Origin of the sequence: Kineobactrum salinum, assembly GCF_010669285.1 — a bacterium.
In the GTDB taxonomy this organism is placed as follows: domain Bacteria; phylum Pseudomonadota; class Gammaproteobacteria; order Pseudomonadales; family Halieaceae; genus Kineobactrum; species Kineobactrum salinum.
The window spans coordinates 4,001,947-4,024,434 of record NZ_CP048711.1 but is presented as its reverse complement, the minus strand read 5'-3'; the positions used below and the strand labels follow the sequence as shown (position 1 = coordinate 4,024,434).

The 22,488-nt window shown below is 59.3% G+C and carries 17 protein-coding genes, 1 tRNA gene and 1 pseudogene; 6 read left to right on the top strand and 13 right to left on the bottom strand.

The genetic code is table 11. The features are described from left to right. The first annotated feature begins 114 nt into the window (after positions 1-114). Positions 115-1,128 carry a major capsid protein gene (locus G3T16_RS17830; protein WP_163496399.1) on the top strand — a complete coding sequence of 338 codons (1,014 nt, stop codon included), beginning with the start codon at positions 115-117 and terminating at the stop codon, positions 1,126-1,128. A 36-nt stretch (positions 1,129-1,164) separates the two neighbouring features. On the opposite strand, the gene G3T16_RS17825 is transcribed toward G3T16_RS17830, so the two are convergent. The 9 genes from G3T16_RS17825 to G3T16_RS22880 form a co-directional block, all read right to left on the bottom strand. After that, positions 1,165-1,866, bottom strand: a complete 702-nt coding sequence (locus G3T16_RS17825; protein WP_163496398.1) for a DUF3800 domain-containing protein — start codon at positions 1,864-1,866, stop codon at positions 1,165-1,167. A 289-nt stretch (positions 1,867-2,155) separates the two neighbouring features. Next, positions 2,156-2,245 (bottom strand) — tRNA-Ser (locus tag G3T16_RS17820). 131 nt (positions 2,246-2,376) lie between these two features. Beyond that, on the bottom strand, positions 2,377-4,779 hold the full coding sequence (locus G3T16_RS17815; protein WP_163496397.1) for a penicillin acylase family protein: 2,403 nt from the start codon (positions 4,777-4,779) through the stop codon (positions 2,377-2,379). A gap of 2 nt (positions 4,780-4,781) precedes the next feature. Continuing rightward, entirely contained in the window at positions 4,782-4,979 is a 198-nt protein-coding gene (gene csrA, locus G3T16_RS17810; protein WP_163496396.1) for a carbon storage regulator CsrA, read from the bottom strand. A gap of 113 nt (positions 4,980-5,092) precedes the next feature. Next, a complete protein-coding gene (locus G3T16_RS17805; protein ID WP_163496395.1) occupies positions 5,093-6,334 on the bottom strand; it encodes an aspartate kinase in 1,242 nt (413 codons plus the stop codon). Further along, complete coding sequence (alaS, locus tag G3T16_RS17800) at positions 6,331-8,943, bottom strand: alanine--tRNA ligase (RefSeq protein ID WP_163496394.1); 2,613 nt, start codon at positions 8,941-8,943, stop codon at positions 6,331-6,333. The genes G3T16_RS17805 and alaS overlap by 4 nt, the downstream gene beginning before the upstream one ends. A gap of 4 nt (positions 8,944-8,947) precedes the next feature. Continuing rightward, positions 8,948-9,295, bottom strand: a complete 348-nt coding sequence (locus G3T16_RS17795) for a histidine triad nucleotide-binding protein (protein ID WP_163496393.1) — start codon at positions 9,293-9,295, stop codon at positions 8,948-8,950. Positions 9,296-9,297: 2 nt separating this feature from the next. Next, a complete protein-coding gene (locus G3T16_RS17790; RefSeq protein WP_163496392.1) occupies positions 9,298-9,483 on the bottom strand; it encodes a Trm112 family protein in 186 nt (61 codons plus the stop codon). A 43-nt stretch (positions 9,484-9,526) separates the two neighbouring features. Further along, positions 9,527-9,943, bottom strand: coding sequence for a M23 family metallopeptidase (locus G3T16_RS22880; RefSeq protein WP_332102842.1), 417 nt, complete (start codon positions 9,941-9,943; stop codon positions 9,527-9,529). A gap of 131 nt (positions 9,944-10,074) precedes the next feature. Here G3T16_RS22880 and G3T16_RS22875 point away from each other — a divergent pair, with 131 nt between their 5' ends. Beyond that, positions 10,075-10,398, top strand: a complete 324-nt coding sequence (locus G3T16_RS22875; protein WP_332102841.1) for a hypothetical protein — start codon at positions 10,075-10,077, stop codon at positions 10,396-10,398. 25 nt (positions 10,399-10,423) lie between these two features. Beyond that, the gene (greB, locus tag G3T16_RS17780; protein ID WP_163496391.1) at positions 10,424-11,005 is read left to right on the top strand and encodes a transcription elongation factor GreB; all 582 of its coding nucleotides are present in this window, start codon (positions 10,424-10,426) and stop codon (positions 11,003-11,005) included. A 166-nt stretch (positions 11,006-11,171) separates the two neighbouring features. Here greB and G3T16_RS17775 read toward each other — a convergent pair whose 3' ends face one another. Continuing rightward, complete coding sequence (locus tag G3T16_RS17775) at positions 11,172-12,389, bottom strand: serine hydrolase domain-containing protein (RefSeq protein ID WP_163496390.1); 1,218 nt, start codon at positions 12,387-12,389, stop codon at positions 11,172-11,174. Positions 12,390-12,568: 179 nt separating this feature from the next. Between G3T16_RS17775 and G3T16_RS17770 the strand changes: the two genes are divergently transcribed. Then, positions 12,569-13,720 carry an ATP-binding protein gene (locus G3T16_RS17770; protein ID WP_197911733.1) on the top strand — a complete coding sequence of 384 codons (1,152 nt, stop codon included), beginning with the start codon at positions 12,569-12,571 and terminating at the stop codon, positions 13,718-13,720. A gap of 308 nt (positions 13,721-14,028) precedes the next feature. Then, positions 14,029-16,916, top strand: a pseudogene (gene gcvP / locus G3T16_RS17765) (aminomethyl-transferring glycine dehydrogenase). A 259-nt stretch (positions 16,917-17,175) separates the two neighbouring features. On the opposite strand, the gene G3T16_RS17760 reads toward gcvP, so the two are convergent. Next, positions 17,176-18,255 (bottom strand): hypothetical protein, encoded by a 1,080-nt coding sequence (locus tag G3T16_RS17760; RefSeq protein ID WP_163496389.1) that lies wholly within the window; start codon positions 18,253-18,255, stop codon positions 17,176-17,178. Between the two features lie 464 nt (positions 18,256-18,719). Here G3T16_RS17760 and G3T16_RS17755 point away from each other — a divergent pair, with 464 nt between their 5' ends. Further along, complete coding sequence (locus G3T16_RS17755; RefSeq protein ID WP_163494389.1) at positions 18,720-19,889, top strand: IS4 family transposase; 1,170 nt, start codon at positions 18,720-18,722, stop codon at positions 19,887-19,889. A gap of 428 nt (positions 19,890-20,317) precedes the next feature. Here G3T16_RS17755 and G3T16_RS17750 read toward each other — a convergent pair. Beyond that, positions 20,318-21,498 (bottom strand): IS3 family transposase gene (locus tag G3T16_RS17750; RefSeq protein ID WP_163494256.1). Its coding sequence is split into 2 segments (ribosomal slippage): positions 20,318-21,213 and positions 21,213-21,498, totalling 1,182 coding nucleotides; the frame shifts between segments, so codons are not numbered across the junction. 77 nt (positions 21,499-21,575) lie between these two features. Next, positions 21,576-22,058, bottom strand: a complete 483-nt coding sequence (locus G3T16_RS17745; protein ID WP_163496388.1) for a hypothetical protein — start codon at positions 22,056-22,058, stop codon at positions 21,576-21,578. Positions 22,059-22,488: the final 430 nt, after the last annotated feature.

Genomic DNA, 22,488 nt, shown 5'->3' with positions numbered 1-22,488 from the left:
GCAGCACACCCCTTCCGCCCCGTGGGCACCCCTGTAATACCCCCGCCGAAGTCGGCAACGATGCTCAGCTAGTCGCTTGGCTCGAATCACACTCAACGATTCGAGGATTTATCCATGGCCGTAGTGCAAATTTTGGACGTTATCGTCCCCGCTGAATTCACTGACTACATCGTACAAAACACCTTCGAGCGAACCGCCCTTGTGATGTCCGGTGTCGCCGCCCGAAACGCGGTGATTGAACAGCAGTTGCAAGCGGGTGCCGATAGTTTTTCTGTTCCCTTCTGGAATGACCTGGCGAACGACGAAGCCAATGTGACCAATGACAACCCGGCATCCTTCTCGACGCCCAAGAAGATCAATGCCGCCAAGCAGCAAGTACGTAAGTCCTTCCTGCACCAATCCTGGTCCGCAATGAACCTGGCAAGCGAGCTGGCGGGCAGCAATGCCCTGGTGCGCGTGCAGGGGCGGGTAACCTCCTACTGGGACCGGCAGATTCAGCGCCGCCTGATTGCCTCCCTTGAAGGCATCCTGGCAGACAACATTGCCAGCGATGATGAAGACCTGGTACTCGACATCACCGGGGAGGCCGGAGACGCCGCGAAGTTCAGCGCATCTGCCGTGATTGATGCGACGGAATCGCTTGGGGACAACCTCAGCGCCGTGTCAGCGATTGCGATGCACTCTGACATCTACCGTACTGCCCTGAAAAATGATCTGATCGCGACGATTCAGGACAGCGCCGGGCGTCCCTTCCAAACCTTCCGGGGCCTGGCGGTGGTCGTGGATGATGGCTTACCGAAAGAGGACGTTTCCGACCCGGAAGATCCAGCCGACTACAACTATACGTCCGTCCTGTTCGGACCTGGTGCGGTGGGCTGGGGCATGTCAAGCCCCCGGGTAGCGGAAGGTACCGAGGTGGAGAATATCCCCTCAGCAGGCAATGGCGCCGGCCAGCAGATACTGCACAGCCGTTTGAACCTGGCTATTCACCCTGCCGGCTTCAAGTGGGATGACGGCTCAGTGGCTGGCGAGTCCCCCACCATTGCGGAACTGAAGCTGGCGGCCAACTGGTCGCGAGTAGTGGAGCGCAAAGCCGTTCCTCTGGCATTCCTGGTCAGCAAGAACTGATCCGAGCGCACTCTCAGCCCGGGTAACCCCCGGGCTTTAGTAACGTACGTGCAGGCCGTGTTCGACTCCGCTGTGGGAATCGAATTGACGAGAAATGATCTGGTAGAATGAGTTGTCGTTATGCGCTTGGAAGCGATAGAGAGCGAACGCCACGAGATCAGCCAACTGTATTAGGCGCGACGACTTTGAGTCGAGAAACAGAGGGACCTCCGCATAGTTTCTAGTTTTCCCCCATGTATGGCCTTCGTGCTTGAAGTCTCGTGCGAGAGTCTGGATTCTTCTTTCAGTCGTAGACTTATCAAATATAATTACCCCTCTCTGAGGGTCACCATTTTCTTGATACTTCCTCATTAAGAAGCGGTCAAAGCGATTCGAAATCTGTTCGAACGCGTATTCCACCGGGTCTTGTCCATTTAAGTCAGCGCCGCGCTTTATCGCCACTCCGAACAAAGTAACCCCCTGTCTCTGCTCTACAACGCCTTGTGTCAACGCATCACAGATTGCTTTTAACCGATCACATAAAGGGAACTGCTTCCAGCCCTCACGCCCGGATCGCATGGGCGAGCCGTGGAGTTCGAGTTCGTGGGGTCTTGCTGGATCGAATCTTGCCGCTATTGAATTGAGTCGCGTTTCAATCCAATGGGTTCTCCGCTCGAATACACTTGCACCGGCCAGCACGAAGAACGGTTGGGCTGGGTCATCGACTGCCCCTGAATCATCGAGGTACAACAAGTGCATAGTGATTTGCGATTGTTATTAGAAAAAAATAAGGCCACATGTACAGTGGCCTTAACGGAATTAGGTGAGCCAGGCTGGAAAAAGTTCCAGAGACACTGAAAGGTCAGCGATCCCGACTCAAGGACAATCTACTAGCTTGGCTAATAATTTGTCAACACAATAATACCATTAGTGCAATCCACGGCGAAGACCGGTGCAATTATGCAAAATCTAAGCACTTTATTTATGGCGGGAGTGTTGGCGGTAATTTTATTTTACCGCCCGTAAGCCATTGATTTATAAGTGATATTGGCGGAGAGAGAGGGATTCGAACCCTCGATAGGTTTTACCCTATACGCCCTTAGCAGGGGCGCGCCTTCAGCCACTCGGCCACCTCTCCAAAACTTTTTACGGGATCCCCGGGGCGCGCGTTACTCGTCGCTGCGCTCCTCGCCCTTCGGGTCAGCCATTCGGCTACCTCTCCAGAAGCGCGGCATGATACCACAATGACTGGAAAATCAAAGGGCCGGCTCAACGACGGGGGGCAACAAGTTCGATTCTTGAGCGTGCGTTTGCCTCTACGGCCTCGCGCTCGAACAGCACCGGGCGCCATTGCTTGTTGCGGTACAGCCGGGTCTGGTCGCTGAAGTGTTCGGAGTCTGGGTCGCCGGACTGGCTGTAGGTCAGCAGGGCCTCGGCCCGGGGGCCGTCGTCATCAAAGCCCAGGGCCAGGATGAAGCTGCTGCCGTGAATGACGGGATAGCCGGCGCGGGTGAGCAGCTCGCTGTCCGCCACCGGCTCGGCGTCGATGGAGGCAATGGGATGGCCGGGATCGCCGGACACCATCAGGTTGGCCACGCCCTCGAAGCGATTACCACCGTGCAGCGGGATGCGCTCGCTGCCGCGATAGGCGAACTGGGCCTCGCCCAAGGTGGCGGAGAGAGGCAACCCGGCGGCCTCGAGAATGGCTGCAGCCCGGGCGAGATTCTGCACTGCCAGCTCGCTGTCGGCCAGAGTATGGGGCGTGGACAGCGGCGCGCCGGGGTCGAACGGGGCCGCAAACAGCGGGCCTGCGCGCAGACCGTCCGCATAATCATAGCTGGTGATCCATTCCCGGAACAGTACCGCACCAGCACTGTCTTCGTTGTAGTGACCGTCAAAGGCGGCAATGGCGGCGCAGGCGGCCTCGACCTCGGCCACTCCGGCACAGGCCTGTGCCAAGGCATCACGCAGCAGCGCGGCGGCCAGGCTGTCATTGCCAAACAGGGCCCGCTGTACTTCCTCAATGGAGAACTTGCCATCCTCACCCGCGTAGCCATAGGGGCTGTCGGGTGCCAGCAACCGGGCGTTCATCCGGGTGCGCAGGCTGCGCGCCGTATTCTCGGGCCCGTATAGCGGGGAGTAGCCGGTCAGTGGCTGCCGGGGATTGCTGAGCCAGTAACTGTCGTTGGCGTTGAAGACGTAGTCGCGGCGCTCCAGCAATGGCCGCTGCCCGAACGGCACGGCGCCGGGCAGCATCGCGGCTTGATCCTCCACCCACTGATAACGACTGTCGCTGCCATCGAGCAGCACGAAGCCGCGCTGTTGATAGAGCTGTGCCGTCAGCGGATCCTGTTCGAGGCGCTGACGCCACAGGGAAATCGCCTCGTCGCTGAGGTTGCCGACCGAGGAATTATCGATATACAGAGCGCGGCCGTCTGCACTGGCGGCAATGGTATTGACCCAGGGCATGGCATTCCATTGGCGGTGGGCATCGATAAAGGCTTCCACATCATCCGCGAGGTTCATCGCCTTCCACTGGGACAGCAGGTGCGCGTTGCCGACATTGGCATCGCGGGCAGTGTAGGCGGTGGTCTCGCTCCAGGGCATGCCCGGCAGGGTCAGCACAGGGCCGTAATGGCTGAAATAGAGCGTGTGCTGCTGATCCTCCAGCGCGCCGTTTGCCTGCCGGACCGGTACTGTCACGGTAACGGCGGTCATCTCCTGTTCGCGGCCATCATAGACATAGGTAGTGGGCTTGCCCGGCACCAGTTCCAGCGCGTAGTAAACCACTCGCTGGCTGTCGGACACGGTGTGACTCCAGCCCAGTTGGCGGTTGAAGCCTATCGCGACGCCGGGCGCTCCCAGCAGATGAACGCCATAGACATCCAACTTGCCGGGGATGGTGAGCTGCTTTTCCCAGAACCGGTTGTCGCCATACCAGGGATAGTGGGGATTGCCCAACAGCAGGCCGCGTCCGTTCTCGGTGCGCTCGCCTCCCAGGGCCCAGGCGTTGGAGCCCATGCCTTCCAGCGCGGCCGCATCGGCGGCAGCCGCCAGTTGCCGGGGGCTCACGATGGCCGCCGTGGCATCGGCCCCCGCAGCCGGCGGCTGCGCAGCCAACAGGGCAGCGCCCATCCGCGGCAGCGTCTGGGCCAGCAGCACCATGCGTGCCATCAGGTCGAGGTCGGTGATGGCCTGCAACCAGGGCTCGCCATCACACCAGGAACCGGCCCGGTTGCCATTCTTGCTGGCAAGGTAGCGATTGTAGCCGTCGGCGTAGCCACGCAGCCAGGCCAGGTTGTCCGCATCCTGTTGCCGCAGGGCCGCCACTGCCTGACTGTGGATGTCCATCGCCCGCACGGCGACGTCGCTGGCGAGGTGTTCGTTGTCCTCACCTGCCCCAAAATAGCGGGCCAGCTCTCCCCTGGCCTGTACCAGCGCGCGCGAAATGTTGCAGACGTGATCCTCGGCCGTGGCATAGCCCTCACCGTAGCCCAGGCTGCCGAAATCATCAGCGGTAATATGGGCGACGCCGTAGTCGCTGCGAATGACCTCTACTTGATAGTGGGCGGCGGAATCGGCGTCAGCACCGGTATCGCGCTGCTGGCAGGCCGGGAGTACTACAGCGACGCAAACGGCGAATGCTGCGGCCAGGATCGGTGCTCGCGGCATTGTCAGTCGTCGGCCTTGTCATCTGCGGGGACGTCTTCGCCGTCCTGTATCCTGTTGTAGATCTCTTCCCGGTGCACCGCCACATCGCGTGGCGCATTGACACCAATACGGACCTGATTGCCTTTGACACCCAGTACCGTGATGGTGATTTCGTCCCCTACCATGAGAGTTTCCCCAACTCTGCGGGTCAGAATAAGCATAAGTCCCTGCCTCCTGTCATCCGGCATTTCCGGCGCCGGAGGGCGCCTCGCGGCTGCCCGGGTTGATCTGAACAGTTGTAGCCCAGATCGTGAAAAACGCAATGTACCGTGGCTTAGGCCACGGATTCATCTGTGGGTTCCTTGTCGAGGCCAAATGTTGAATGCAGCGACCGAACCGCCAGTTCCAGGTATTTTTCCTCGATGATAACCGAAATCTTGATTTCCGACGTGGTAATCATCTGGATGTTGATGCCGACCTCGGCCAGGGCACTGAACATCCTGCTGGCGACGCCGGCGTGCGAACGCATGCCCACACCCACGACCGACACCTTGGCAATCCGGCTGTCGGCGCGGATTTCCCGGGCATTGAGCTCATCGGCAACCGCCTGCAGTATCTCCCGCGCCCGCGACAGGTCGGCCCGGCCGACGGTAAAGGTAAAATCGGTCGAATTGTCGGCGGCGACGTTCTGGACAATGACATCCACTTCGATGTTGGCCTCGCCTACAGGGCCGAGTATCCGGGAGGCCATGCCAGGGGTGTCGGGCACGCCGAGCATGGTCAGTTTGGCCTCATCGCGATTGAACGCAATTCCGGCGATTGTCGGGGTTTCCATCTGCTGTGTATCCTCCAGCGTAATCAGTGTGCCCGGGCCGTCCTCGAAGCTGTGCAGCACCCGCAGGGGCACATTGTACTTGCCGGCAAACTCTACCGCGCGGATCTGCAGTACCTTCGAGCCCATGCTGGCCATTTCCAGCATCTCCTCGAAGGTGACCCGCTCCAGGCGCCGGGCGCCGTCGACCATCCGTGGATCGGTGGTATAGACGCCATCGACGTCAGTGTAGATCTGGCATTCATCCGCCTTCAGCGCCGCCGCCAGCGCCACCGCCGTGGTGTCGGAGCCGCCGCGGCCCAGAGTGGTGATGTTGCCGTTGTCATCCACACCCTGGAAGCCGGCGACCACCACCACGTAACCGGCATCCAGGTCGGCGTGCAGCCGCTGGTCGTCGATGTCGCGAATCCGGGCCTTGGTGTGGGCATCGTCGGTCAGTATGCGTACCTGGGTGCCGGTGTAGGACTTGGCCTTTACCCCCAATTCCGTCAGCGCCATGCTCAGCAGGGCCGTGGTTACCTGCTCGCCAGTGGACACCAGTACATCCATTTCCCGCGGCAGCGGTTGCGACTGCAGTTCGTGGGCCAGCGCGATCAGGCGGTTGGTCTCGCCGCTCATCGCCGACACTACCACCACAATGCCGTGACCTTCGCGCCGGAAGCGGGCAACCTTCTCGGCCACCTGCTGGATACGGGCCACGTTGCCGACCGAGGTGCCGCCAAACTTCTGGACGATCAAACTCATGCCGGGGCAGCCTGCAGCCGCTCGCGCAACCAGTCCGGTACTGTCTTGAGCGTATCTTCCAGCGCCGCGACGTCACTGCCGCCGCCCTGGGCCATATCCGGGCGGCCGCCGCCCTTGCCGCCGAGGCGGCCAGCGAATTCACGCATCAGGTCGCCGGCCTTGACCCGATCGGTCAGGTCACGGGTCACCCCCGCCACCAGCGCGATCTTGCCGTCATCCACTGCCGCCAGCAGCACTACCGCACTGCCCAGCTTGTTCTTGCACTGATCCAGGGTGTCGCGCAGGGACTTGGCATCGGCGCCGTCGACATTGGCGGCCAGGACCTTGACCCCGGCCACATCCACCGCCGAGGCCGTCAGGTCGCCGCCCGCCGCGCTCGCCAGCTTCTGCTTCAGGCGGGCGATTTCCTTTTCCAGTTCGCGGTTTTCACTGCGCAGGCCAGTGACCCGGGCCACCACTGTATCCCGGTTGCTCCTGACCACCTCACAGACCGCATTGAGCTGCCGTTCAGCCTCGGCCACCGCCGCCAGCGCGCCGGCGCCGGTGACCGCCTCGATGCGGCGCACACCGGCGGCGATACCGGACTCGGATACGATCTTGAACAGGCCAATATCACCGGTACGGTCGACATGGGTGCCGCCGCACAGCTCCACCGAGAAATCGTCCTCGCCCATGGCCAGCACCCGCACCTCGTCGCCGTACTTCTCGCCGAACAGGGCCATGGCGCCAGCGGCGATCGCCTCATCCATGCTCATCAGGCGGGTGGTCACCGCGGTATTGGCGCGGATCTGGGCGTTGACCTGGTCCTCGATCTGCGCCAGTTGCGCAGCGCTCACGGCCTCGCCGTGGGAAAAGTCGAAGCGCAGCCGCTCGCCATCGACCAGCGAGCCCTTCTGATTGACATGGTCACCCAGAGTCCTGCGCAGCGCCGCGTGCAGCAGGTGGGTACCCGAGTGGTTGAGCCGGGTGCGCTGGCGTACTTGCGCGTCCACCCGGGCCTGCAGACTGTCGCCCGGGCGCAGGCTGCCCTGCAGCACCTTGACATGGTGCAGGTGATGATTGCCGGCCTTGCTGGTATCGGTAACCTCCAGCCGCACACCGTCAGCCTGCAGATAACCGCTGTCACCGGCCTGGCCACCGGATTCCGCGTAGAAGGGAGTGCTGTCCAGTACCACAGCGCCCTGTTGGTCCGCCTCCAGCTGCTCCACTGCCTCGCCATCGCACAGTAGCGCAATTACTCTGCCCTGCCCCTCCAGGCCGTCATAGCCGGTAAAGGCGGTGCTGCCCTCCAGCTTCAGGACGTCGTTGTAATCCACCCGGAAACTGCCGCTTTCCTGGGAGCGGCTGCGCTGGGCCGCCATCGCGGCCTCATAGCCGTCCATGTCCAGTGTCAGGCCGCGCTCGCGGGCGATGTCATTGGTGAGATCGGTGGGGAAGCCGTAAGTATCGTAGAGCTTGAACACCACCTCGCCGGGAATCTCCGTACCCTCGATTCCGGCCAACGCCTCCTGCAGGATCTGCAGGCCGTTGTCCAGGGTGCGGGCAAACTGCTCCTCCTCGGCCAACAGCGCCTTTTCGATCCGCTCCCTGGCATTCACCAGTTCGGGATAGGCCGCGCCCATCTCCAGCGCCAGCGGTTCCACCAGTCGGTGAAAGAAGGGTTCACGGGCACCCAGTTTGTTGCCGTGGCGAACTGCGCGGCGGATGATGCGGCGCAGCACATAGCCGCGGCCCTCGTTGCCGGGCAGCACGCCGTCGGCAATCAGGAAGGCGCAGGAACGGATATGGTCGGCGATCACGCGCAGGGAATTGTGTTGCAGGTCCTGTACTGCCAGCAGCGTGGCCGCCGCCTGGATCAGCGCCTGGAACAGGTCGATCTCGTAGTTGCTGTGCACCTGCTGCATCACTGCGGCGATGCGCTCCAGGCCCATGCCGGTGTCCACCGAGGGCTTGGGCAGCGGCGTCAGCTCACCGCTGGCATCGCGGTTGAACTGCATGAAAACCAGGTTCCAGATTTCGATATAGCGGTCGAGATCATCGCCTGCACTGCCGGGCGGGCCGCCGGGCACATCCGGTCCGTGGTCGTAGAATATCTCGGAACAGGGGCCGCAGGGTCCGGTATCACCCATCTGCCAGAAGTTGTCCTCATCCAACCGCGAAAAACGCTCGGCGCTGACCCCCATCTCCTTGAGCCAGATATCGGCTGCCTCATCGTCGGAGACATGCACCGTGACCCACAGGCGCTCCTTGGGCAGGCCCAGCGTTCCGGTGAGGAAATCCCAGGCGAAGCGGATCGCCTCGCGCTTGAAGTAATCGCCGAAACTGAAGTTGCCCAGCATCTCGAAGAAGGTGTGATGGCGGGCGGTATAACCCACGTTCTCGAGGTCGTTGTGCTTGCCGCCGGCGCGGACGCAGCGCTGGCTGCTGGTGGCGCGGACATAGGGCCGCGGGTCATTGCCCAGGAAGGTGTCCTTGAACTGGTTCATCCCCGCATTGGTGAACAGCAGGGTCGGGTCATTGCCCGGCACCAGCGAACTGCTGGGCACCCGGGTATGTCCCTGGGCCTCGAAATAGGCCAGGAAGGCCTCGCGTAGCGCTACGGTTTTCATAGATTCAGCCTGTCATTTGGCCTTCGGCGAAAGACTTGCCCGCCAGAATATGGAGATGCAGATGGAACACGGTCTGGCCGGCGCCGGCGCCATTGTTGACGATCAACCGGAACGCATCGGCCACACCCAGTTGGTCGGCAATCCGGCCCGCCGCCAGCATGAGATGACCGAGCAGGTCCCGGTCGTCGGCCGTTGCGTCCACCAGCCGCGGAATCCCCTTCTTCGGGATCACCAGCACATGCACCGGTGCCTGCGGGTGGATGTCGTTGATGGCGACACAGTGCTCGTCCTCGTACAGGAACTCCGTGGGAATATCGCCGCTGATGATCTTGCCAAAAATGGTGTCGGACATGGTTACCCCAGTTTCTCGTCGGTGGTGAGCACGCGTGCCTCGCTCTCCAGCATGACGGGAATGCCGTCGCGCACGGGATAGGCAAGACCACTGGCCTTGCACACCAGCTCTTCCTTTTCCCGGTCATACTTGAGCGGCGCCTTGGTCACCGGGCACACCAGGATACTCAGCAGTTTTTCGTCAATCATGACAGGTTCCGAGCTTGCAAAGGGGCGCCATTATACGGATTTTTCAGGGCTGTGGCATGGGTGGTACCAGGAATTGCGGATCGATGCGGGCGCTGCGCCAGCTCATCCGCCAGTCCAGGTGGGGCCCGGTGGCGCGGCCGGTGGCGCCCACTTCGGCGATCAGGTCGCCCGGCTCTACCTCATCACCCACGGCCACATGCAGCTTGCTCAGGTGCAGAAAGGACGAGGACAGCAGGTAGCCGTGGTCCAGGATAATGGTGCCGCCGGAGTAGAACAGGTCGGGCTCCGCCAGGGTTACCACACCGGCCGCCGGTGCCCGCACTTCGGTGCCGGTGGGGACCGCCACGTCCACCCCGTAGTGGGGGCTGCCGGGCTTGCCATTGTAGATACGCTGGCTGCCGTAGACGCCTGAGATCCGGCCTTCCACCGGCCAGCTGAAACCCGCCAGCGCCTGGGCCAACAGGTCCGGCCGCGCCAGGCGCCGGCCCTTGGCTGCAGCAACCAGCTGGCGTTCCCGGGCGATGCGCTCGAGCTGCTCCGGGGCGGAGTCACGGTGCGCTGGGGCACGCCCTCCACCCGCTGGATATTGTATTGGCGGGGAGCGATGTCGAGCGTCTGGCGGCAGCTGTCCTCACCCTGCACGACCAGGGTCGCAGTGGCCGGGGCATCGCGGCCGAAGCCGGCAAATACGGTGCCGTCGTCCAGCACATCCAGCGTCTCGCCATCAAGCGTCACCCGGTCGCCGGGGGCCACCTGCCCCCACACCAGCCCGCCCTGCTGCATTTGGCCTTGCAGCTGCAGGCAATCGGCGCTCGCGGTCGCCGCCACCAATACAAGGGTGGCCACGCCGGCCAGGATACGCACTGTTACCACGTCAGTTGCTCCTTCCAGATCATCATCGCGCTAGTGTACTGAATCGCGGGCCGATAGAATACGCGCCATGAGCAGATACCGACCGCCGCGGCGCCGCGGCTCCACCTACATCACTCCCGAGGGCGAACAGGCCCTGCGCCGGGAGCTGCACCAGTTGTGGAAGGTGGAACGGCCGGTGGTGACGGATGCGGTGCACGAGGCGGCCAAGAACGGCGACCGGTCGGAGAACGGCGACTATATCTACGGCAAGCGCCGGCTGCGGGAAATCGACTCGCGGGTGCGCTTCCTCAGCAAGCGGCTGGAGGAGCTGACGGTGGTGGACCGGGCTCCCGCCGATACCGGCAAGGTATTCTTCGGGGCCTGGGTGACGCTGGAGGACGAAGCTGGCAACGAGCGCCGCTGGCGCATCGTCGGACCGGACGAGTTCGAACTGGCGGCGGGCAAGCTGAGCATGGACTCGCCGATGGCCCGCGCGATACTGGGCAAGCGCCTGGATGATGAGGTGGTGGTGCACAGTCCCCAGGGGAGCAGGCCTGGTGCATCACGGCCATTGCGTATTCAGAAGCGCCGCTCAATCACGACTGAGGCGGTGCGCGGATTACAGCCCCATACTCTTGCGGAATATTTAGCCGCAGGTGCCAAATCGTGACGCTAGAGACCGGCACTTCGGCCGCCGAGATGTCGTCCGGGGTGCGGTGTTCAAGACACGCCGTAAATCCTTCCATGGAGGCTCGGTTGCAGCTTCCATGCTGCAAACGGTCTTGAACACCGCACCCCGGCCGACCTCTCTACAATGTACCGTAAATGTAGGCGTATCACTCCAGCGCCGCATACACTATCGCTTCCAGCTGGCTGCGGAAGGCGAAGGTGCTCGAGGGCATCAGCTGGGTCATGAAGATCACTACCAGCTCCTCCGCCGGGTCCACCCAGAACAGCGTGCTGGCGAGGCCACCCCAGTAGTAGCTGCCGCGAGTGGCTGGATTGCCGTTGCGGACGGGGTCTTCCCGGGTGGCGAAGCCCAGGCCGAAGCCCACGCCGTCGTAGTCGGTTTCGGCGAAATGGCCCATTGCAATGCCGGCCAGATCAACCCCGCCGGGCAGGTGGTTGCGGGTCATGTAGGCCAGCGTGCGGGAGCCGATGATGCGCTGGCCGTCCAGCGTGCCGCCCTGCAGCAGCATCTGGCAGAAGCGGTAGTAGTCGCCCACGGTGGAGAGCAGCCCGCCGCCGCCGGAGTAAAAGACCCGGTCGTGGAACTGGCTGTCCTGGCCGTCGTCGTTGCAGACCAGTTGTTTGTCCGCGTCGCGCTCGTAGCAGGAGGCCAGCCGCGCCATCTTGTCCGGTGCGATATTGAAGCCGGTGTCGACCATGCCCAGCGGTTCGAACAGGGTCTGTTGCAGGAACTCGGGCAGGGACTGGCCGCTGATCACCTCGATCAGGTAACCCACTACGTCAGTGGCCAGGGAATAATTCCAGCGCTGCCCGGGGGAGAATTCGAGCGGCAGCTCCGCGAGTTGGTCGATCATGTCCTGCAGGCGGTAATCGGGGCGCGGATTGCCCACCTGCAGCTTGCGGTAGGCGTAGTCGATATTGGTTTCGCGCAAGAAGTCGTAGGTCAACCCGGAGGTGTGGCGCAGCAGGTCGCGGATCGTCATCGGCCGCTGGCAGGGCACTGTTTCGAAGGCGGGAATCGCGCCGGCCTTGCGCACCGCGAGCTGGCGCCAGGAGGGAATGAAGCGGTGCACCGGATCGTCCAGCGAAAACAGGCCGCGCTCGTAGAGGGTCATGAAGGCCACCGAGGTCAGCGGCTTGCTCATGGAAAAGATGCGGAAGATGGTGTCGGCCGTCATCGGTGTGCCGCGGGCCAGGTCGCGCTGGCCGGCCGCATCGAGCAGGCAGGCTCGGCCGCGCCTGGCCACCAGGGTTACACTGCCGGGGATCTTGCCGGCCTCGATATAACCCTGGCGCAAATGCTCGTTCACTCGGGCCAGTTGATCACTGTTCAGGCCCAGAGCCTGCGGCGCTACCAGTTCCATTTGAAGGATTCCATTTGTAGGGTGGTCACTATCCCTATTTCACCACAAATGCAGCTGAAAATGCTCATTCATTGAACACCTCCCGACGCAGGAGGCGTGAGTCGCAGGTCCCCCGCCGAAGGGGTATCGTCGGCAAATAAGTGTTGTATTTCCAACATCATAATGTATAAAATACAACAATGATTAAGCGCGATCTCCAACAGACAGTGGAGCTGCTGCTTACCGAGCAGGCTGCGGTTACGCTATTGGGCCCCCGCCAAGTGGGTAAAACCACCCTCGCCCATCAGATTGCCGATACCCGCGAATCAATCTATTTCGATTTGGAAAACCCGGAAGACGCCGCGGTTCTCGGCACCCCCGGGGACATACTTTCGCGTTATTCGGACAGGCTCGTCATCCTCGACGAAATCCAGCGCATACCCGGCCTCTTTGAACCCATTCGCGGCCTGATCGACGCCTACCGTCGCGAAGGCCACGGTACCGGAAAATTCCTGTTTCTCGGTTCCGCCTCCATTGACCTGCTCCGGCAAACCTCCGAAACCCTGGCCGGACGTATCGCCTATCGGGAACTCGGCCCGCTGAATCTCCTGGAAACAGCCGGCATCCAACCTGGCGCCCGGGACATGCTTTGGATTCGCGGCGGCTTTCCGAATTCCTTTCTCGCAAAATCCGACAGGGCCAGTATGACCTGGCGACGGGACTTCGTACGATCTTACCTGGAAAGGGATATCCCCCAATTCGATTCGAGAGTTCCTGGGGAGACGCTCAGGCGCTTCTGGACGATGCTTGCGCACAATCAGGGCAGCCTGCTCAATGCTTCCAAATTGGCGGCGGCACTGGCTATCGACACCCGCACACTCAATCGCTACCTTGACCTCCTCGTAGACCTGCTCCTGGTGCGACGCCTGCAGCCCTGGCACGGCAACATCAAAAAACGCCTTGTGCGCTCCCCCAAAACCTATCTTCGCGACAGCGGCATGGTTCACAGCCTGCTCGGCTTGACGACACTCGAAGAGGTACTGAGCCACCCCGTGGCCGGTGCGAGTTGGGAGGGGTTTGTCATCGAAAACCTTCTGGCCGTCGTTCCGAATTGGGTACAGCCATTTTTCTATCGTACGGCTAGAGGCGCGGAGATTGATCTGGTCCTTGAATTCAGCCCCGACCAGCGCTGGGCAATCGAAATAAAACGCACGGCGAACCGGCCACAACCCTCCCGGGGTTTTACCAGGGTTGCGAAGACCTCAAGGCGCAACGGCGACTGGTGGTCTACCCCGGCAGGCACCGTTTCCGACAAGGAGACACTGTTGAAACGGTTCCGCTTGACGAACTGATGCAAGAGCTAACCGAGCTCGATGCACTATAAACCCAACTCGGCCAACAGTAGACTTTTAAGCTTGTACTGTTCCACCTTGATCGTAGGCGTGACCGGCAATTCCTCAACAAACCGAAAATAGCGGGCCGCATGTTGGATTTCGTACGAATACGAGATGAGGCTCTTCTCTAGCTGGCTGCACATAACCAAGCATCTTTGTGACTTCATTTGAATATGTGGTTTATTGCCGACCGCAGGCGCTGCTGCTACCATTCGGCCTCCCTGATACCCCGCCGATCAGCCTTAGCCAATGCCTTCGGAGCCCACATGAAGCGCCCTTCCCTACTGGAACTGGAACATCACCAGGAATTCATCCAACGCCACATTGGCCCGACGCCCGAGCAGCAGCGGGACATGGCGCAACTGCTGGGTTTCGATAACCTGGATGCGCTGATCGATGCCACCGTGCCCGCCGGCATCCGCCGCCGTGAATCGATGGACCTGGGGGCGCCCAGAGCGAGCAGGCGGTACTGGCCCGGCTGCGCGCGATCGCCGGCCGCAACCGGGTGCTCAAATCCTATATCGGTATCGGTTATCACGACACCTGGACCCCCACCGTGATCCAGCGCAATGTGCTGGAAAACCCGGGCTGGTATACGGCCTATACGCCCTATCAGCCGGAAATCTCCCAGGGCCGGCTGGAGGCGCTGCTGACCTTCCAGCAAGTGATCATGGACCTGACCGGTATGGAACTGGCCAATGCCTCAATGCTGGACGAGGGCACTGCCGCCGCCGAGGCGATGACCCTGCTGCAGCGGGTCAACAAGAAGAATCGCAGCAACTGTTTTATCGTGGCCGAGGACTGCCACCCGCAGACCATCGCCGTGGTACGCACCCGCGCCGAGGCGCTGGACATTGAGGTGGTGGTGGGCGATCCTGAACAGCTGGTGGGCAGCACCGAGGCCTTCGGCCTGCTGCTGCAGTACCCCGGCACCTGGGGCCACGTTCGCGACCTGCAGCCGCTGATTGCGCGCGCCCACGAGGCCGGCACGCTGGTCACCGTGGCCGCGGACATCCTCTCGCTGTTGCTGCTGCAGTCACCGGGCGCCCAGGGTGCCGATGTGGTGGTCGGCAACTCCCAGCGCTTCGGCGTACCGATGGGTTTTGGTGGCCCCCATGCTGCCTTCTTCGCCACCCGCGATGCCTACAAGCGCTCCACCCCGGGCCGCATCATCGGCGTGTCGGTCGATCGCCACGGCAACGAGGCGCTGCGCATGGCGATGCAGACCCGGGAGCAGCACATTCGCCGGGAGAAGGCCACCAGCAACATCTGCACCGCCCAGGCCCTGCTCTCCATCATGGCGGCCTTCTTTGCCATGTATCACGGCCCGGGCGGTCTGCGCCGCATCGCCGAGCGCGTGCACCGGCTCACCGGGCTGCTGGCCGCCGGCCTGGAAGCGGCGGGCATCCAGCCCGTGAACGCACAATTCTTCGATACCCTGACCCTGGACGTTGGCGGCGAACAGGCCGCGATTATTGAGCGCGCCCTGGCGGCGGGCATGAACCTGCGCATCATCGGCAGCGACAGGCTGGGTATCGCGTTGGACGAAACCACCACCGCGGAGGACGTGGACCAGCTGCTGGCGGTCGTTACCGGCTCGGGGCCGGCTACCGGCTGCCGTGAGCGCGACGACGCCATCGACGGTATCCCGCCCGCCCTGCAGCGCGAAGTCGACTACCTGCAGCATCCGCTGTTCCACCAATACCATTCGGAAACCGAAATGCTGCGCTACCTGCGCCGGCTGGAGGACCGGGACATCGCCCTCAACCGCGCCATGATCCCGCTGGGCAGCTGTACCATGAAACTCAACGCCACCACCGAAATGCTGGCGATCAGCTGGCCCGGCTTTGCCGGCATGCACCCCTTTGCACCGGCGGACCAAACCGAAGGCTACCAGCAACTGCTGGCGGAGCTGGAACACATGCTCAAGGAGTGCACCGGTTATGACGCCATTTCCCTGCAGCCCAATGCGGGCTCCCAGGGCGAGTACGCCGGCCTGCTGGCGATCCGCCGCTACCACGAGAGCCGCGGCGACGATCAGCGCGACATCTGCCTGATCCCCTCCTCCGCCCACGGCACCAATCCCGCCAGTGCCGCGCTGGCGGGCATGCGGGTGGTCATTGTCGAGTGCGACGGCGGTGGCAACGTCGATCTGGAAGACCTGGAGACCAAGGCCAGCAAGCACAGCGCGGAGCTGGCGGCAATCATGATCACCTATCCCTCGACTCACGGCGTGTTCGAGGAAACAGTAGTGGACGTGTGCGATATCGTGCACCGCCACGGCGGCCAGGTGTATGTAGACGGCGCCAACCTCAACGCCCTGGTGGGGCTCGCCTCCCCTGGCAAATTCGGCGCCGACGTCTCCCACCTGAACCTGCACAAGACCTTCTGCATTCCCCACGGCGGCGGTGGCCCGGGCATGGGCCCGATCGGGGTTGGTGCCCATCTGCAGCCCTTCCTGCCGACAAACCCGGTAGTGCCGGTGCCGGGCCTGGCGGCCGACAACGATGTGGTTGCCGCCGCCCCCTGGGGCAGCGCTTCCATCCTGCCGATCTCCTGGGCCTACATCGCGCTGATGGGCGCCGAGGGCCTGACCCGCGCCACCCGCGTGGCTATTCTTAGCGCCAACTACATCGCCCACCGGCTGAAGGAGCACTACCCCATCCTCTACACCGGGCGCAATGGCACCGTCGCCCACGAGTGCATCGTCGATATCCGGCCGCTGAAGGAGGCCAGTGGCATCAGCGAAGAGGACATCGCGAAGCGCCTGGTGGACTTCGGCTTCCACGCCCCCACCATGTCCTTCCCGGTGGCGGGCACGCTGATGATCGAGCCCACCGAGTCGGAATCACTGGCGGAACTGGATCGTTTCTGCGACGCCATGATCACCATCCGCGAGGAAATCCGCGCGGTGCAGGAAGGGCGGCTGGACAGCGAAGACAATCCCCTGCGCAACGCACCCCACACCCTGCTGGATGTGACCGCGGAGCAGTGGCCCCACAGTTACAGCCGCGAACAGGCCGCCTACCCGGCCGCCTCGCTGCGGCGCAACAAATACTGGCCGCCGGTGAACCGGGTGGACAACGTCTATGGGGACCGGAACCTGGTCTGTTCCTGCCCGTCGATTGACAGCTACCGCGAGCCGGCGCTGTAGTTGGGGAATCTCAATGAAGTGTCTTGGGCAAACTAAAGAGCTGGTGCCGGGTGCCAAACTTCAGCATTGGAGGTAAACCTGCTCACGTGCGCAACGGGCGGAGGGCTTTGTGAGACGAGTGGTCTGTCGCCATGTGCTCAGTTATCTTCAATCGACGCCATTGGGTCGGAAGATAAAGCTCGGCTGCGGAAAAATATGACGATCCGCTTCCGGCCAGGAGCGGACCTTTGGAGGCTGAGGCCCTACAGTAGGCTCTTTCTCAAAACCGCCTGATTTGCACGCGCAACGCCAACGCAGTAACTGCTATGAGCGCCGGCCCGAGGATTTGAAAGACAAGGTTGAGAAACCCAATGGCGGCCGACGCAGGGACTTCTGGCGTATAGACAGACCTCCCCTGCTGGAGTGTCATCACTTGCAGAGAGTAGAGTAGTCGATCGCGGGCTTGGGGCCAGACATGATCAATCGCACTCAGCTCATAGGTATCAAACAGCAAAAAAGAACGATTTTGGTGGAGTGACCCCAAATCTTGTATCTCAACATTCAACGGGAAAAGCTTCGCGATGATCGCAGCATGGAGGCACCCGAAGAAAAAGAACCACAGGCACGGACGGAGCGCACTTGTTCCGTAATCGGACAGAACTTTATACAGGGCGGGTATGCTCAAGAAATATGCTTTCAAAAACGAAAGCTGCCGCCGCCTACAATCAATCTCACCGACGTAGAAATCATTTGCCTTACTGAAGCTTTTTACGTGTTCCAAAGAAAGCCGAATATCTCTATTTAGCTGTTCTACCGCCGGCAGAAGGCGCATTTTATCAATATAACTCAATCCGATTACCCAACCTTCATCAAATATTCCGTTCCTCCTGAGGCCCGGCTGGTAAAAATTGCATCCTAGGAAACCTACACCTCCAAGCGCGGTACCGAGAAACCTTGCCTTTGCTAAATCAACTCCATCAAAAAAAACACGTGACGGCTTTTCGAAACGGATATTCTCTAGATGTGTCTCACCGTAAAAAAGAGAGGACAGATTTTTCTCCTCCTCTTTGAGCTCTACTGGGAAGTGTTTCTTACTCCATGCATGAATCGTTGATGCGATCCTCTCAAGGAGCTCTTTAGTCCAACCCTTAAATCTCTTCATCCGAGAAGCAGTCAAGCCGCTACGCTCCTTCGCTGAGCCAGCCTTAATAACAACGTTTCGCGTATGCTTGAAGCGCACTTCCTCCATGAACAGACACATATTAAAATTAGCACGATGCTCGAAACGGCCGGAAAAGTATGTGTCTGCGCAAAATCTCGAGCGTTCTATCCCAAATGCCCCTTTGCTCTTGGAGTTCATGAAAGCGAAATCCTTTTCGAAGACAGATTCTGTGCATGCTAAGGAACTTTCAAAATTTGACCCTTGTATCCGAACTGGCCCCCGATATATTACTTCGCGGGCATTCACAGATTTTGAAAATTTCGTCCTCTCAACTGACAGCTCTCCTTTGAATGTAGAGCGCTCACAATTCAACTCGGAATGAAACTCCGCCCCATTAATGCTAACACTACTGTTGAAGGTGACTCCTCGCGCAACGATCGAATCAGATAGTATTGCATTCTTGAGAGTAAGCTCTCCGAATATCGCATCAGACACATCGATATTGATAGATATTTTTCTTCACTACTGTCCGGTTAACTAAGTCCATGATTCACGTAACTGTATGAATAGGCTAATTTTTTCGCCAAATATTTGTGGTGTCGACTTGAGCGCGACTGCGCTTTCAGGTGACCTTCCGGGAATCTATTCCCAGAGGACTCCCCATGTACACCGGCAAAACTCTGTTTGCGCAGTTGATGGACTTCCTGCCATGGACTACGTTCACGCGAATCGTCGATCGGTATGCAGGAAATCGTCGTGTACGCACGCTGCCGTGCACCGAACATTTTCGTGTGCTGGCATTTGCGCAACTGACCTACCGGGAAAGCCTGCGCGATATAGAAGCGTGTCTTTCGGCGCAATCGGCCAAGCTCTACCACATGGGCATTCGTTCGCCGATCAAGCGCTCTACGCTGGCCGATGCCAACGAGCGGAGAGACTGGAGAATCTACGCCGAGTTTGCGCAACGGCTGATTGCACAGGCCCGCAAGCTCTACGCCGAAGAAGACCTGGGGCTCGATCTGTCGAACACGGTTTACGCGCTCGACTCGACAACCATCGACCTCTGCCTTTCGCTGTTTCCGTGGGCACCATTTCGAAGCACCAAGGCAGCGGTCAAAATGCACACGCTGCTGGACCTGCGCGGAAATATCCCGAGTTTTATACATGTTTCCGACGGCAAGATGCACGATGTCAACGTGCTCGACCTGCTGATTCCGGAGCCGGCAGCAATCTACGTAATGGATCGTGCTTACCTCGATTTCGAACGGCTCTTTGGGTTGCACGACGCCGGAGCGTTCTTTGTCACCCGCGCCAAATCGAATACCGACCTGCGGCGGATCTACTCTGCTCCGAGCGACCGGACGCAGGGCATTATCTGCGATCAGACGGTGGCGCTGTCGGGATTCTACAGCCACAAACATTATCCCCACCATCTGCGTCGGATTCGCTTCAAAGATCCAGAGACAGAGAAAACACTCATTTTCCTGACCAACTTGTTCGGTCCTCCACCAATAACCATCTGCGAGCTGTACAAGGCCCGCTGGCAAGTCGAGTTATTTTTCAAATGGATCAAGCAACATCTCCGGATCAAGAAGTTCTACGGCACATCGGAGAACGCGGTGAAGGTGCAAATCTGGACCGCTGTGTCGGTATATGTGCTCGTCGCTATCATCAAAAAGCGCCTCGATTTGCAGCCTTCGCTCTACACTCTATTACAGGTATTTTCCATCACCCTGTTCGAAAATATCCCTTTAAACAAGGACTTTCTCGACACCAAACAGATCCTGGAGGATGACATGATTTCTAACCAACTGAATTTGTTCCATAATTAACCGGACAGTAGTGATTTTTCTTGATAGCTCAATTTTCTTTGGGAAGACGAATCCCCGCCAGTCACCATCCCGTTGCCTAATCAGGCTAACGAGCTCTGTCATAAATGCCTGATCAGATGCGCGATTCACGTCATCCAGCGGAGTATGAAAAATACACTTTTTGGTTTTGGACTTAGGTCCAACTGGACGTTGACACGTCTTGCCCCCGGTTATCTGCTGGTCGCACTGCCCTAGGAAATAAGGTGGTACGTACCCCGCGTCTGTTTCTTCTTTACTCACCATTTACTCCTATTGGCGGGTTCACTATTTGCGTGACGTGAGCCTCACAATCTTCATGAAACAAGCATGCATCAGAAAAAGTTATCAGAAGGTGTCCACTAAACCGGGGGAACTACACCATGATCCTCACCCGATAAAACGGACACGCTTTACGCCGCTCTAGCTTCATAGTGTATCGGGCTTTTGTAGCCGATGCCCGAATGTAGTCTCGTTCGATTGTAGAACCCGTCAACGTACCACGCCAATGCAGATCGTAGCGCGGGCTCGTCGTCGAACTTCCTGCCCCTGATTAGCTCTCCCTTCAAGCTGTGATAAAACGATTCCATGTGGGCATTATCGGTGCAATAGCCCAAGCGATTGTAGCTTTTTCGGATACCGTGCTTTTCGAGCTCGTCCTGTATCGCGTAGGCCATAAACTCTATCCCTCTGTCCGTATGGAATATCAACCCAGAGCGTGGCTGCCGCCTGGCGATCACCCGTTTCAGCAATGGCAGTACATCATCAACGGTGCGACTCCTGCTTAAAGACCAGCCGAGTATTCGGCGAGAGAATACGTCCATTATCGTGATCAGGTACTGATACTGCGAACCGACTTTTATGTAGGTAAGATCTGCAACCCATTGTTGATCGCTCCGTACGGGGGTGGCCTCTTGCAACCGTAGATTCTCACCCGCCTGTTGAAACCGTCTCAGTCTCGGCGCTCTTCGTGTAACTGTCACAACCCTTCCCTTAATACCCATGTCGCGCATCAGCCGGGCAACCCGTTTGGCGCTAACACTAGTTCCCTGAGCCTGTAGGCTGCGATGAATCCGTGGGCTGCCGTAAATCTCTCTGCTTGCCGCATGGATCTCCACGATCTTCTGGGAGAGCTCCACATCCTCTCTGGCCCGGTTGCTCGGTCGGCGCTTCAACCAATCGTAGTAACCAGTGCGCGATACACCCAGCCAATTGCACAGGTATCTGACACCTAGTCGCTTTCCGTGTCTCTGGACGAATCCAAAGCGCTCTGATGTTGTTCCGCCAGATACCGTTGCCACTTTTTTAGCAGGTCATTCTCCTGCCTCAGTCTCGCATTCTCCCGCTCAAGCTTCTTGAGACGGTCGAGTTGCTTCTTCTCTTTGCCAAGACCGGTAAGCTTTCTACGCTTGTCAGCCACAATTTTTCCTTCTCTGTACTCCTTCCTCCACCGGGAAAGCATGAAGGGATGGATGTCCAGTGTCCTCGCTACCTCCTGGACTTTCACGTCCTCCAGGTGACTCAGCTCTACCGCCTTGACCTTGAACTCATTGGTATATTGCCACGTCCTTCTTGGTTGCGTATATCTTGGCATCAACAGACTCCTCGTTAGATTGAGGTGTCCGTTCTAGCGGGTGAAGTTCATAGCCCGACAACATACGCTTGTTAAATTCAGTGCTTTAGTTGCAAGTATTTAGAGAACATATCCTCCGAATTTCTGAGCTCCTTGATTATCTCTTTCATCAAATCGCCTCGCTGCTTGGCAACGCCGTCCTCGATTCGCTGCGGGTCTTTCATCTCTTCATTGTAAAGGTTTAGCTGAACTGCCAAGGCCCACACTTTATCGTCAACGTATTTAGCTATTTTCTCGGAAAAAGTGAACCATATACCCTTGGTTTCTCTGAGAAATTCCACTTCAGACTCTGGTGTCATCTTCCCTGAAGCACCTAAACTGCCAAGAAATTTCTTAACGGCATCATATTGTCGATAGCGTGCATCAAACAGCTCATGTCTTAAACGGTTTCGATTGGTATGCCATTGAAATGCAGCAAAGATCAAAGCAATAAAAGCGATTGATGGCGTTGCTAGCGCGGTAAGGAAATTTACCGTTTCCGGATAAGATCCAAGCATATTTTCAAAGCATTGAAGATTCATACGTTAGTGATTCTCACCCCAAATCCAGCCAAGATATCCGGACGCTCCCTGCAACCACGGCTCATTTTTTCTCCAATGACATCCCGACCATTTGGTCAGTTACATCAATATTTGAATCCCGTATGTGACGGGGCCGGTGCAATAACTTCTTTCAATGACCAGAATCCGCCACTCCACTCGACCTCTAATAACTCCAACAAACCGCCATGCCAAACTTCGACTTTGGGTCGAGACCTGATTTCGCCTCATTCTAGACCATCCGTCTACTCCTATACAATTTCGAAACCCGGCCAGGAGCGGACGTTCAGTTACGCAACTATACTCCAGCAACAGTCGGCCATGTTTGGCTCAACGCCAACGGCAAAGCAAAGAAGTAGGTAGACTAGCATCGAATGGATAATTCATATTTAGTTGTACCGTCGGTTAAGAG